Source organism: Gemmiger sp. (assembly GCF_057431175.1).
Map to the genome: position 1 here is coordinate 1 of NZ_DBMDDV010000009.1, position 13499 is coordinate 13499.

9 protein-coding genes are annotated in these 13499 nt (G+C 58.8%); 2 read left to right on the forward strand and 7 right to left on the reverse strand.

Annotation, left to right across the window (positions count from 1 at the left end):
- The first annotated feature begins 266 nt into the window (after nucleotides 1–266).
- Nucleotides 267–500, forward strand: coding sequence for a helix-turn-helix domain-containing protein (locus ACZO0A_RS05060; protein WP_256272375.1), 234 nt, complete (start codon nucleotides 267–269; stop codon nucleotides 498–500).
- Nucleotides 501–553: 53 nt separating this feature from the next.
- Nucleotides 554–1990, forward strand: a complete 1437-nt coding sequence (locus ACZO0A_RS05065; protein ID WP_486846129.1) for a site-specific integrase — start codon at nucleotides 554–556, stop codon at nucleotides 1988–1990.
- Between the two features lie 138 nt (nucleotides 1991–2128).
- Here ACZO0A_RS05065 and ACZO0A_RS05070 read toward each other — a convergent pair whose 3' ends face one another.
- From ACZO0A_RS05070 to ACZO0A_RS05100, 7 genes are all read right to left on the reverse strand, one after another.
- A complete protein-coding gene (locus tag ACZO0A_RS05070) occupies nucleotides 2129–4891 on the reverse strand; it encodes a glycoside hydrolase family 2 TIM barrel-domain containing protein (protein ID WP_215692715.1) in 2763 nt (920 codons plus the stop codon).
- Between the two features lie 14 nt (nucleotides 4892–4905).
- On the reverse strand, nucleotides 4906–6654 hold the full coding sequence (gene uidA, locus ACZO0A_RS05075; protein ID WP_215692713.1) for a beta-glucuronidase: 1749 nt from the start codon (nucleotides 6652–6654) through the stop codon (nucleotides 4906–4908).
- Nucleotides 6655–6747: 93 nt separating this feature from the next.
- Complete coding sequence (locus tag ACZO0A_RS05080; RefSeq protein ID WP_294718653.1) at nucleotides 6748–8460, reverse strand: DUF2264 domain-containing protein; 1713 nt, start codon at nucleotides 8458–8460, stop codon at nucleotides 6748–6750.
- Nucleotides 8461–8501: 41 nt separating this feature from the next.
- Nucleotides 8502–9665, reverse strand: coding sequence for a glycoside hydrolase family 88 protein (locus tag ACZO0A_RS05085; RefSeq protein ID WP_302375889.1), 1164 nt, complete (start codon nucleotides 9663–9665; stop codon nucleotides 8502–8504).
- 219 nt (nucleotides 9666–9884) lie between these two features.
- Nucleotides 9885–10748: a carbohydrate ABC transporter permease gene (locus ACZO0A_RS05090; RefSeq protein ID WP_365946492.1), complete on the reverse strand. Its 864-nt coding sequence runs from the start codon at nucleotides 10746–10748 to the stop codon at nucleotides 9885–9887.
- A 17-nt stretch (nucleotides 10749–10765) separates the two neighbouring features.
- Entirely contained in the window at nucleotides 10766–11683 is a 918-nt protein-coding gene (locus tag ACZO0A_RS05095) for a carbohydrate ABC transporter permease (protein WP_215692710.1), read from the reverse strand.
- Between the two features lie 138 nt (nucleotides 11684–11821).
- On the reverse strand, nucleotides 11822–13159 hold the full coding sequence (locus ACZO0A_RS05100) for an ABC transporter substrate-binding protein (RefSeq protein WP_215692709.1): 1338 nt from the start codon (nucleotides 13157–13159) through the stop codon (nucleotides 11822–11824).
- Nucleotides 13160–13499: the final 340 nt, after the last annotated feature.

The following is a 13499-nucleotide window of genomic DNA, read 5'->3' on the forward strand; positions in this document are numbered from 1 at the left end:
ATACTGAAATTTAATGAAAAAATTCCATTATTTTTTCAGCGAGCGTTACCTTTTGCCTTTTCCCAGTGGCTATATAGTAGAGATAATTTTTTCAAAAATTTTGAGGACCGTTGCAAAAGTTGCGACTGCCGGTCTGTATGATATGATTTGGAATCTTTCTAAAAATTTGAACTTTTTCTAAACAGTTTAAAAAACCTCGTAATTTTCGCCGTTCTCAGCGGCTATATAGTGAAGAACTTTTAATTTTATCTACATAGGAGGAACCCATGAACACGGAATTTCAAAATTTACCCAATGTTGTCAGCCCCAAGGAAGTGCAAACTTACTTCGGTATCTCACGTTCGACCACCTACCGCATATTCCACGACGCGACTTTTCCTGCGTTCCACATTGGAAACCGACTGCTGGTGCGGCGGGATGAACTACTGGACTGGCTGGAACGGCAAAAGGTCAATAAAGCCCAAAACGAGAACCCGAAGATTGTCGGGTCTGATGAATAGCTTTGTGGTCGTACCTGTGGTAGTCTTTGTGTCACGAAAGGAGACGATGCACCGTGAAAGACATATCTAAAGCATCCCCGCGCCGCGGGCATAACGAGGGCAACATCCGTCAGCGTACAGACGGGCGGTGGGAGGTTCGGCTATCCGCCGGAATCGACTACAAAACCGGTAAGCCCAGACGCACATCCACCTGCTGCAACACGCGGCAAGAGGCGATCGCCATTTTGCAACAGCAAGCCCATGAAGTCCGCACGCAGGGCTGGCGCGATCCTATGTCGGTGACACTGGGCGAATGGTATGAATACTGGCTGGACACCTACATGAAAGATACCGTTAAACAGTCCACCTACGCCAGCTACCGCAGTTATCTCAACAAGCACTTTTGTGTGCTGGGGAAAATCCTGCTGAAGAAACTTGAACCACACACCTTGCAGGAGTTTTACAACTACAAATTCCGCGAGGAAGGGCTGTCGCCCAAGACGCTTCGCAACTACCACATGGCATTACACAAGTGCTTACAACAAGCTGTAAAAGAGCATCTACTGGTTTATAATCCCTGCGATGCCGTGACCCTGCCCAGCGGAGAGAAACCCGAAGTCGTAGTCTTTACCAACGACCAGCAGCGGGCGCTGGTGCAGGCCAGCTACCGCCACCGCTACGGCGTGTTTATCCGCTTAGACTTGTGTACCGGATTACGCATGGGGGAGTTGCTGGCACTAAAGTGGGAAGACATTGATTTCAGTACCGCCCAGCTTCACGTCAGGCGTACCATCAACCGCCTTGCCAAGTACGAAGCCCACGACGGCGAAAACAAAACCGAGATCGTATTCGGCACACCCAAAACGAAAAACTCCCGCCGCACGATTCCGCTGACCCGCACAATGGCAGACGAGCTTGCCCGCTGGAAACAACAGCAAGCGCAGGATAAGATTCGGGCAGGGGATAAGTACACCGACTATGGCTTCATCGTTACCAACGAATTCGGTCACTACTTTGAGCAGAAAACTTTCAAGGATTACTACGATCGCCTGTTGAAGGATGCCGACATCGGACACTTTACCTTCCACGCCCTGCGCCACACCTTCGCCACCCGTGCGCTGGAGCGCGGCATGGACTACAAAACGCTGTCGGCCATCCTCGGTCATTACTCCGTAGCATTCACAATGGACACCTATGTCCACAGCATGGACGAACATAAGCGGCACGAAATGGACAAGATGGATGACATGTTCGGGATGCAGTACAGTATCTCTGTGGAGAACCAGCCTTATCCGGTGCTTTGCACACTATCCCCGGACGGCTGCACTGCCCATGTGCCGGACTTCCCCAAAATCACCGCACAAGCGCCAACACTAGACGCCGCCCTGCTGGAGGTCAAACAGCAAATCCAAAAAGCCCTACACCAATATAAGAACCCACCCATTCCCACCAAACAAGACCAAATCGTAGTGCCAACCAACAGCGTGCTGGTACTCGTCAAAGCGAGCTGACTACACTGACCGCTCCTATTTTTACCTGCCAACTTCGCAAATTTTATCCACAAAAAGCGCCCGGACGGTTGAAAAATTCAGCCGTCCGGGCGCTTTTCAGAGCAGACCCTCAGATTTTCTATGAGCTTTGCTATTTTATTACAGCAGGATCCTCAGGCTGACGCTGTGCTGCTGTTCGCCGTTGACATGGTATGGTGCCTCCACATCGGTACCCCAGCTGTCAATGCCGCCGACGCCGCGCGCTGCGCCCAGCACGGTAACGCAGGTGCGCCCGGTTTCGGGCAGCTCACAGGGGTGCTGCGCAGCCTCGATCTGCTGCGCCGTGTTGGGCAGCGCGCTGAAGGCAAACGCCTCGCCGGTGGATTCCAACGTCAGGGTCTTGCCGTCAGCCAACTGCAGGTTTACCTGCTGGGTATCCATGTGCAAACCGCAATCCTGCGGCACCAGCGCCGGTTCAATGTGCGGGGGTTCCTCGTGGCAGCCGAACACCCCGCCCTTGCAGCGGTCGGGGTAGGTTTCGCCTGAAAGCCCCGTCCAACGGGTGCGCACAACGGGAGCAGCCGTTTCAAACTTGATGCCGAAGCAGGGCAGCTCCGGTGCGCCGGGTACGCCGTGGTAAACGGCATCCAGCCGCAGCGCACCCTGTGCTTCGACCGTGTAGATCATCTCGACCTGCGCGCCCGGTACGCCGGGCACACCAAAACGGTACTGCACCCGCACACACTGCGCGGATTTTTCCTGCACGGTAAAGCCCATTCTCTGCACAAAGACGTCGGCACCCATCCAGACGGCGGCGCGCTGCGGGAAACTGCAGCCGCGGTCGTTGTCGGTAGAGGCTCGCCAGAATGCCGGGCGCGGGGCGCGCCACAGCCACTCGGCGCCGTTTTTGCGCAGCGAAACGGGACCCTGCTCGGAAATGGAGAACAGCACTTCAAAGCCGCTGCCCTTTACGCCTATGTTGCCGTCGCCCTCGGTGACGGTCAGGGGCCGGGTTGGGCGCTTTTGCCATGCGGCGGCCAGTGCGGCGGCACTGCGCTCGGCTGCCAGCTTATTGTGCGCATCGTGCACAGCGCGGCGTTCTGGGGTGTCGTACCAGTAGCGGACCTCCTGCATGGCAGGCTTTTCGGTGCCGTCCGCATAGACGATGCCGTTGCCGCTGAAGTTGTAATCGGTCGTGCGCTCGTTAAAATCTCCGCCGTAGCCCAGTACGCGGCGGCCCATTGCATCGGTATGCCAGAGCGCCTGATCCATGTAGTCCCAGATGAAGCCGCCCTGATACTTTTCGTACCGGTCGATCAGCGCAATGTAGCTTTCCATCCCGCCGAGCGAGTTGCCCATGTCGTGCATATACTCGCAGAGGATAAACGGCTTCTTGGGGTCGGCGTCCAGATATTCCCTGATGGAGGCGGGGCTGGCGTACATCCGGCTTTCCATATCGCTGATGTCGTCAAACGCACGGCACTGGAACACGCCCTCGTAATGCACAAGGCGGCCGGGATCATTTTCCCGGAAAAACGCCGCCATCGCGCGGATATCCTCGCCGGCATAGCTCTCGTTGCCGCAGGACCAGATCAGCACTGCCGTGTGGTTTTTGTCGCGCTCAAACATGCTGCGCGCGCGATCGACCACGCAGTCCCGCCATTCGGGCAGGCTGCCGGGGACATTCCAGCTCGGCTCCACCACGCCCAGCTTCTGCCAGCTGCCGTGGCTTTCAAGGTTGGTCTCGTCTATCATATAGATGCCGTTTTTATCGCAGAGGTCATACCACCGGCTCTGGTTGGGGTAGTGGCAGGTACGCACAGCGTTGATGTTGTTGCGCTTAAAGACGGCCATCGCGGCGTGCATATCACTCTCGTCAATGGCGCGGCCCTTCTCGGGATTCCACTCATGGCGGTTGACACCGTTGAAGATGATGCGGCTGCCGTTTAAGCACATGATGCCGTCCTTCATCTCAAAGCGGCGGAAGCCGATGTCGTAGGGCAAGACCTCCTGCACGGCACCGTCGGCGTCATACAGGGTCAGCAAGGCATGGTACAGCACCGGTGTCTCATGGCTCCACGGGTGGATGGCGCTCAGCTCGATGGTGCTGCCGTCAATGTCCTCATCAAAGAGGGCGAACTCCTCGCCGTCGGTCAGGCGCAGGTGTACCCGCGCGCCGTCCGTCTCGCCGTCCAGCTTGACGATGGGGGTCAGAAGGCCGGTGGTGTTGCCCTCGGCCAGCTCCGCCTTGAGCCAGATATCACGGATATGCACCTTGGGCTTGGCGTAGAGATAGACCGAGCGGAACAGGCCCGAGAAGCGGAAAAAGTCCTGATCCTCCAGCCAGGAGGCGCTGCTGTGCTTGTACACCTCGACGCACAGGCGGTTGCCAGTCTGCCTGATATACGGTGTCAGGTCAAATTCCGAGGGGGTAAAGCTGTCCTCGGCGTAGCCGACGAAGTGGCCGTTGCACCAGACATACAGTGCCTGCTCGGCACCCTGAAAACTGACGCAGACGCGCTGCCCGCGCAGCCCCTCGTCCAAGTCAAACTCCCGCAGATAGCTGCCGACAGGAGTGTTGTCCCAGTCGATCTGCGGCGGGCGCAGATAGCTGCGGCCGTCCCACGGGTAGAGGGTGTTGGTGTACTGGATCTGCCCGTAGCCCTGCAGCTCGATATGCCCGGGCACGCAGATTGTGCCGAAAGCAGAGAGATCCGCGTCCTCGCGGTAGAAATCCGCCGGGCGGGCGGCGGGGCAGGCGCTGTAGGCAAAGCGCCAGCTGCCGTCCAGACTTTGGCGCAGCGAGCTGCCGCCCAGTCGTATCTCCGCCTCGCTGCGGTAGCAAACATGGTCTGAGTGTGCATCCAGCCGGTTCACGGCAAAGACGGTCGGGTCGGTCAGCCATTTCAGTTCGGGTGTCATAGTGTCATCCTCTTTTATCGGTCATTGGGCTGCTTTTTTGCCCAGCGGTCACGGAAATAGTGCGCCGCCAGCTTGGGGGTGCGCTCACGGGTGAACAGACCCTTGCGGTTGCAGCTGCCGACACGCATCGGGCCCTGCTGGGTCGAGAAGTCTGCAAAGTTCCACGGCCATTCGCCCACAACAAAGGCGTAGCTGTCCAGACATGCGTTGATGGCCTTGTAGTATTCGACCTGAAATTCCTCGGTGAACATCTCGGGGGCAACGCCGTGCAGGCCCGCGACCGTATCCGCGCCGTACTCGGACAGGATCAGCGGCTTGTCGATCCCCTTCCAGAAGTCCAGCTCCTGCCGGAACGCGTAGGACGCATTGTCGAGATCGCCGCTTAAATTATACCAGCCGTAGTAGCGGTTGATGCAGACGACATCCATCGTGCGGGTCGTGATGTCCTTGGTGTAGTCGTTCTGGCAGCAGACCATCGTGACGGGGCGGCCCTGCGGGTCCTGCGCGTGGGCCTGCTCATACAGCGGGCGCCAGTAATCGCGGGCACTCTCGGGGAAATGCTCGGTGTCCGGTTCGTTGCCAAGGCTCCACAGCACCACGCAGGGATGGTTTTTGTCGCGGTCGATCATGGCCTTCAGCACGGCGCTGTGGTAGTTTTTCAGCGGGAAGGTCTTGTACGGGTCGCACGCCGCACCCGCGCCGATGCCGACAGCCGGCGTCTCATCAATAACCACAATGCCCAGCCGGTCGCAGAGGTCGTAGACCTCCTCGGCGTAGGGGTAATGGCTCATCCGCAGGCAGTTGGCGTTGAGCCACTCATAAAGCTTGAGATCGGTCACGGTCACGCAGGCGTCATACCCGCGGCCGCGGAAGAAAGAATCCTCATGCTTGCAGGGGCCTTTGAAATAAAACGGCTCGCCGTTGATCAGGAACTGATGCCCGCGCACCTCGACACTGCGGAAGCCGAACGGCTGGCGGTATTCATCGGTGCCGAACCGCACCAGCGCTGTGTACAGGTAGGGCGTGCCGGGGCGGGGCTGCCACAGGCGGGCGTTTTTGACCTGCAGCGTACCCGCAGCACCGTCCGCATCGGCAACAGCGCGGCCGTTGGCGTCCAGCACGGTCAGCTGCACATTGCCCTCACCCACTGTGTCCACGGTGTAGTGCAGCTTGCCGTCAGCACCGGCCACCAGCGTGATGTCGCGGATATAAGCCGCCGGGGTCGTGTACAGGCGGACGGGGCGGGTGATGCCCGCATAGTTGAAGAAGTCGAAGTTCGGCAGGTTGACACCCTGCATCTGCTGGCGGGCCTTGCCGGCCTCGACTGCCGGGATACCGGCATTGTCGGAGCCGAAGAAGGCAGTGCCGCCCTCATTGCCGACCGGCAGCGTGCCGTGGCCGATCCGGTTATCGACCTCGACCTCAAGGGTCACGGTGTCGCCGGGCTTGGCCAGCGCCGTGATATCGGCCTCAAAGGGCAGGAAACCGCCGCGATGGGTGACGATCTCCTGACCGTTGAGCCGCACAACGGCATTGTGGGTCACGGCATCAAACCGCAGCACACGGCGCGCGCCCTCGGGCACGGTGAAGGTGGTGCGGTAGTAGGCCATGCCGTAGTGGCGGCGGAACTCAGGGTCGGGGCTCTGGTCGTTGTAGGACGCAGGCACCGCGATGGGCTGCCATGGCTCATTGGCATTGAAACGGAAATCCCACACGCCGGAAAGATCCCGGACGCTGCGGACAGCATTGGTTTGCGGATACATAGTAAAACCCTCTCTCTATGATACAAAAAGCAGCGATGATTCGCCTTTTGCAAAAGCTTTATGATGGTCCCTGCACGGCAGCGGCCCAAGCTTTTAGTTATGCCGGCTTTCCACCCGGGTGTTCAGCACTGCGGTGCCGATGGGTATCTCATACCGCACGGCGGGGATGACCGTGTTGGGGTCGTACAGATTCGTGTTGGGGGCGGCGTTGATCACGACCCCCTGCCCTGCTGCGCCTTTTACCACGCAGCGGCAGGCGGCGTTTTTCGCCTCGGCCTCACTGCCGGCCGCCGACTGTGCAAAGCCGGCGGCGAACTTCGGCACGGCAAAGCCGCAGTCGTAGGCCGTGCAGGCGATGTTGCTCTCGACCGTATGGGTGCGGGTGTGCCCCCACGCGGTGGGGACCAGCTCGGTCGTGACCTTGATGCCCGGGAAGGGCCGCCACTCGCTCAGCAGCCGATCCCCCAAAAGGACAAACTTGTCGCTGTGCCGCCGTACAAAGGTCCAGCCGTCTATGACAAAGGCCAGCATGCTGTCGGGCGCGGTCTGCTCCAGCTGCACATAGCTGCGGCTGGCCGAAAAACCGAACCGCGTGCTGTAGACGAACTTGCCGTACTTTTCGGTAAATTGGCCGTGGTCGCCCTTTTCATAATTTGCCGGGGAATAGGCGTTCAACTGGCCGTCCGGCAGGCGCTGCAGCAGCAGGTCGGCGCTTGGCTGGGGGATCACGCCGGGACGGGTCAGTTCCTCCGGCAGGGGGGCTGCCTCGCAGGCCCAGAACGGATGATCGTCGGGCAAAGCGAGCAGCAAAAAGACCTTGAGGCCCCAGTACGGGCTGCCGGGGGCGTTGTACTGCTCGGCCATGTACATCTGCGGGTAGCCGTAGCCGATCGTCAGCACACCGTCCCGGTCAAAGATGGGCCGGGCCAGCCACCACGCCAGATTGCGGACGATGATGCCCTTCATGACGGGCAGGGGCAGCGGCTCCAGCCCCGCCCAGATGCAGGCGGCGTAGAACGCGCTCTGCCCGATGCGGTAGCCGAGGCTGCGGCCAAAGGGCAGCGCCGCGCCGTCCGGGTCAAACCATTGGGCGAACTGCCGGCCGAACTGCACGGCGCGCTCACGGTAGAGCGCTGCGCGGGCGGGGTCGCGCCGGGCGGCAAACACGCTGTACAGCACCGTGTAATACTGTATGGCCCAAGGGTTATAGTAGTCCTTCTGCGGCTTGACTTCGGCCGGCCCGTCGGAGTACCAGCCGTCCCCGACATACCACTTGTCCACCTCGGCCATGTCGGCGGCGGCCTGCTGCATACTGCAGGGCATACCCACGGAATCCAGCGCCAGATTGACCAGCACCCGGAAGAGCAGCCAGTTGCAGCCGGGCAGGTCGTGATGATTGATCGTGTCGAGCCACTTGCCCAGCTTTGCCTTTTCGGTGTCCGTCAGCGGGTTCCAGACACTCTCGGGTGTCTCCAGTATAGCGCAGGCCAGCGCCGCCATCTCGACAAAAAGCTGGTCGTAATCGTTGGGGTCGCCCCAGTATTCGGGGCTGTCTGGGTCGGTGCCGTTGACAAGCCCCCTCTGGTAGATCGGCAGGAACGCATCGGCCCTGCCGCCGCCCGCCCAGAGCGGTGCCAGCGCCCACAGCGGGCGGGAGAAAGCCTCCATCCCGATGGTGCGCTGCGGGTAGGTGGCGCCGGTATCGCCCAGATGCAGCAGCGCCCCGCCCGGGGAATAGAGCGGCAGAAGGGGGCTGAGAAACCGCATTGCAAGGGCGGTGAAGTCTTGTTTTGTCTGTAAGTTCATAGGATCACCTCTTGTAGAGGCCGGCACACCCGGCCCCTATGTCACCAGTAAAGGGTCCAATCCTTCGTCAGCCGGGTCAGACCTTCCATGTAGAAGTAATCGCCCCAGCTCACGCACTCGTCCACGCCCTCCGGCGTGCAGGTGTTGTAGGGGCTCTTTTTGCTGTAGGTGCCGTGGCGCACAAGGCCGATGCCCTGCGGCCCCTGCCTGACGGCATAATGCTCGGCCACGCTGCCCAGCATCTGGGCCGCCAGCAGCGTGTACTCCGCAGCCTGATCGGGGTTGGCGTACTTGGCCGCCTCCAGCAGGCCGCAGGCCACGATGGATGCCGAGGAGGAGTCCCGCGGCTCGGTGTCGCCCTCGGTAAAGGTCATATCCCAGTAAGGGATCAGATCCTCGGGCAGGCGGTCAAGGTAATAGGACAGCACCCGGCGGAAGGCCTCCAGATACTCCGGGCGCTTGGTATAGCGGTAGCTGATGGCCGTGCCGTATACGCCCCACGCCTGCCCGCGCGCCCAGCAGCTGTCATCCTTGTAGCCCTGACAGGTCGCGCCGCGCACCGGCGCGCCGGTCACGGGGTCCATAAAGAAGGTGTGGTAGGTCGAGCCGTCCGGCCGGATGGAGTTGGCCAGACAGGTCGTGACATGGCGGTGCGCCAGCTCGGCATAATGGGCATCGCCCGTGGTCTCGCTGGCCCAGTAGAGCAGCGGCACATTGAGCAGGCAGTCAATGATATAGCGGTAGTTGTCTTTAGCGCCCAGCGGACCCCATGCCTGAAAGAAGCTGCCCTTCTCCTGAAAGCGGGTGCAGAGCTGGTCAGCGGCCAGAATGGCGGCGCGGCGGCCCTTTTCGCTGCCGGTCAGCTTGTAGGCTGCCACGCAGGACGGGCTGTACAGAAAGCCCATATCGTGGTGGTCTACCTCGATCTTGTTTTCAATCCGGTACAGAAAGCTGTCCACCAGCGTCAGCGCGGTATTTTTGAACGCCGCATCACTGGTGCGCTCATAGCTGAGCCAGACCTCGCCCGGCCAGAAGCCGCAGGTCCACTGGTTGTTCTCGCATTGGGGATAGATGTCATGAACACTGGAATGGTTCTGGCAATGGTCTGTATACAGCGGCAGATTCTGCCGCACAAGAGCCACGGCGGTATCCAGCGCCTGTTCGGCCTGAGACTTCGTCAGGATTTTATTGGGGAATGTTTTCATGGGAAACCTCTTTTTTCTTAGAGAATAGATAAAAGATAATAGATAATAAATAAGGTGGAGTTTTCGCCTTGGGCGAAAACAAAATGCGGGGCTCGCGGTTTTGTTTTTTTGCGTGGAGCGCAGCGGAACGCGCCACCATAATTTTTATCTTTTATCTTTTATCTTAAAAAAAGGGGCGCAGGGCTTTCCGCCTTGCGCCCCGTACAAATGGGTAGTGTATCAGCCCTTCAGGCCGCTGGATGCAACGCCCTGCACGAAATATTTCTGCAGGGAGAGGAACACGATCAGCACCGGGATCAGCGCAATGACCGAGGCCGCCATGATCAGGCCGTACTCTGCGGAATACTGGCTGATGAACATGCGCAGGCCGATTTGGATGGTTTTCAGCTCCGTCTTGGTCAGGTAGATCAGGGGGCCGAGGAAGTCGTTCCATGTGTTCACAAAGGTGAAGATGACCAGCGTGGACACAGCCGGCAGCGACAGCGGCAGCATGATGCGGGCGTAGATGCCGTACTCCGACAGGCCGTCGATACGCGCGGCCTCGCACAGCTCGGTGGGGACGCCCTCATAGAACTGCTTCATCATAAAGACGCCGAACGCGCTGAACGCCTGCAAACAGATGATGGCAAGGTGGGTGTTGTTCAGATGCCAGGAACGCATCATCATGAACTGGGGCACCATGTAGGCCTGCCAGGGCACCGCGATGGTTGCGATATAGCCGAGGAACAGCACATTCTTGCCCTTGAAGTTCAGCTTGGCGAACGCATAGGCGGCAAACGAGGAGGTCAGCACCTGCAAAATCGTGACCACAATGGTCAGGAAGGCGGTGTTTTTGATAAAGGTCAGCAGGGGGATCTTGGTCCAAATATCCACATAGTTCTGCGGGCGCGGGTTGGAGGGAATCCACTCAATGGGGAAGGTGAAAACATCCTTATTCAGCTTAAAGGATGCAGACAGCATCCACAGGAACGGGATGAGCATCAGTGCCGCCACAATGATAAGCAGCGCGTAGATCAGCACGCGGCTGACGATATGCTGCGCCTTCATCGAGCCGGTCTTTTCTTTTACAGCGGTAGTAGCCATGGTGTATCCTCCTTTCCTTAGTCGTTGTTGGACGAGCCCTTGAACTGAATGATGGTGACAAACAGCACCAGTACAAACAGCACCATCGAGACGGCGCTTGCATAGCCGTACTTGGGTGTGTTGACAAAGGCAACATTATAAATGTAGTAGACAAGGGTCATCGTGGCATTGCCCGGGCCGCCCTGAGTGATCATATACATCTGGTCATACACCTTGAAGGAGGCGATGGTCAGCATGATGATGACAAAGAAGGTCGTGGGCTTGAGCTGCGGCAGCGTGACATTCCAGAAGATCTGCCACTTGTTGGCGCCGTCCAGCTCAGCAGCCTCCTCCAGCTCGGGGTTCGTGCCCTGCAGACCGGCAAGGTAGATGACCATGTAGTAGCCCATGTTCTTCCATACGCTGAAGAGGATGACCGTCAGCATAGCGGTGTCCTTGCCGGCGGCCCACTTGGGCAGGTTCTCCACGCCGAGGCCCGCAAGGATCTGGTTGACCGGGCCCATCGAGGGGCTGAAGATCATGTTCCAGACGGCCGCGACCGCGACCAGCGAGGCAACATACGGGAAGAACGAGACCGTGCGGAAGAAGTTGCGGCACTTGACCTTCTGGTTCAGCAGCATGGCCAGACCAAGGCTGCAGACCAGCGTCAGCGGCACGGTGCCGACGGCGTAGACCAGCGTATTGACGAACGCCGCCTTGAAGGTCTTATCACTGAGCAGCGCGACAAAGTTGCTGATGCCGGTGAACTCTACCGGATGAACACCATCCCAGTTGCAGAAGGAAAGCGCGATGGCGAAGATCATGGGCACCAGCGTAAAGACGCAGAAGCCGATGAAGTTCGGTGCGATGAAGCTGTAGGCGATCAGGCTGTCCCGCGTGGATTTTTTCATGCCGCGCTTTGGGTTCACCTGTACAGCCTGTGTGGTTTCGGCCATGGATCATACCTCCTCGGGGGTTAGCTGCATAAGAGAAGGGGCAGGCGCGCCCGCCCGCCCCTTTACGAAGAAGAAGGAAAACTTATGAAAAAGTTGGAAGATTGCAAATGTTTCTTGCAGGGGCCGTGATCACTCAAATCAGCCCAGCAGTGCCTGAACCTGCTCGTTCATGTTGGCGATGCCCTCGTCGATGGTCTCGCTCTCGGTCATGATGGCGTCATGCTCGGTGTTCAGGATGGTCTCGATCTCGGAGGCCTTGTCGGACAGCGGCATCTCAAGGTAGATGGCGGTGGTGTTCAGTGCCTCGAGGGAGTTCTCGTCAGAGGGGAAGCCCTCGGTGGAGGAGATGATCTTGTTGGTCTCGTCGCTGGCAACGGCGGGGAAGGTGCCGACTGCGGCAACGGCCTTGGCGCCTTCCTCAGAAGCGCACCAGTTCACGAAGTCAAGCGCAGCCTCTTTCTTCTCGGAGTTGGCGTTGACGGCCAGGCTGGTCACAGTGCCCAGCGTGGAGCCGGCAGGTGCGCCGTCCGGATGAGGATACTTGACGATGCCGAAGTTGACGGGCTGGACACCGTTGGCGGAAGCCTCGGCGTTGTACTTCTGCAGGGTAGCGATGAACCAGGAGCCCATGTTGCACATAGCGGCCTGACCGTTCTCAAACGCGCCGGAGTAGTGCAGGTTGGCGGTCTTCTGCTCGCCGTAGTTGGGGATGACGCCGTCAGTCTGCTCGGCCATGACCTGCTCGTAGTAGGGCTTCAGGAAGTCGTAGTTGCCGTCAATGACGGTGTTCTTGCCGTCCAGAATGCCGAACAGCGTCGTGGTGGAGCGCCAGGTGTGGTAGATGTTGCCGTAGATGCCGGTCTTTTCGTAGACCTCGCGGATCTTGGCGTCAAAGTCGGCCATCGTCATATCGTTGGTGGGGTACTCGATGCCGGCCTGATCGAAGATGTCCTTGTTGTAGTAGACGACCCAGAAGTCAGAGCGGAACGGAACAGCGTAGTAGTTGCCGTCCTCGGCGGTCAGCTGATCGAGAACGCCGTTGAACTTGCTCTCATCGGTGGTCAGCTTGCCGCTCAGCGGCTCCAGCATACCGAGGTTGATCAGGTTGGAGTAGCCGGGGATGTCCTTGATGGAGAGGACATCCAGCTCGCCGTTGCCGCCGGCCAGCTGGGTGGCCAGCTGGGTCATGTAATCGGTGGAGCCAAGGTCGGTCATCTCGATGGTGACGCCGGGGTGGCTGGCCATGTAGCCGTCTGCCAGCGCTGCCCAGTAGGCGGTGGAGTCCTTGTCCCACAGCGCCCAGTTCAGGGTGACGCTGTCGCCGGAGGCCGTGCTCTCTGCGGTGGCCTCGGTGGAAGATGCCGTGCTTGCAGGGGTGGAGTCCGTGGTGGAAGCGGAGCTGCCGCCGCAGGCTGCCAGGCTCAGGGCCATGGTGCCGGCCAGCCCAAGGGCTGCGAATCTTTGCATTTTACGCATACTAATTTCTCCTCCTAAAAAGAAATCGTTACTTGCGGGAAGGCTTTCTGCAGAGGGCCTGTCCCTTTCGTTGTCATTATCATACACCCGCTGCCCGCCGAAAGCGATGGTATATTTTTGGTTACTTTTGCAATATTTACGGCAGTTCCGCAAAGGAGACCGCCAAAACATGTAATATTTCAAGAAACCTGCAATATTCATCTTTCTTACAGTTATAGACAAGCAAATACGCGCTATTTTGTCATATTTGTACAGTTTTATTCTTGACAGCAGCCTGTCTGATAGGGTATATATGTATATACAGGACCATTCAAAAAGCTGCTTCTCACCTTATTATACT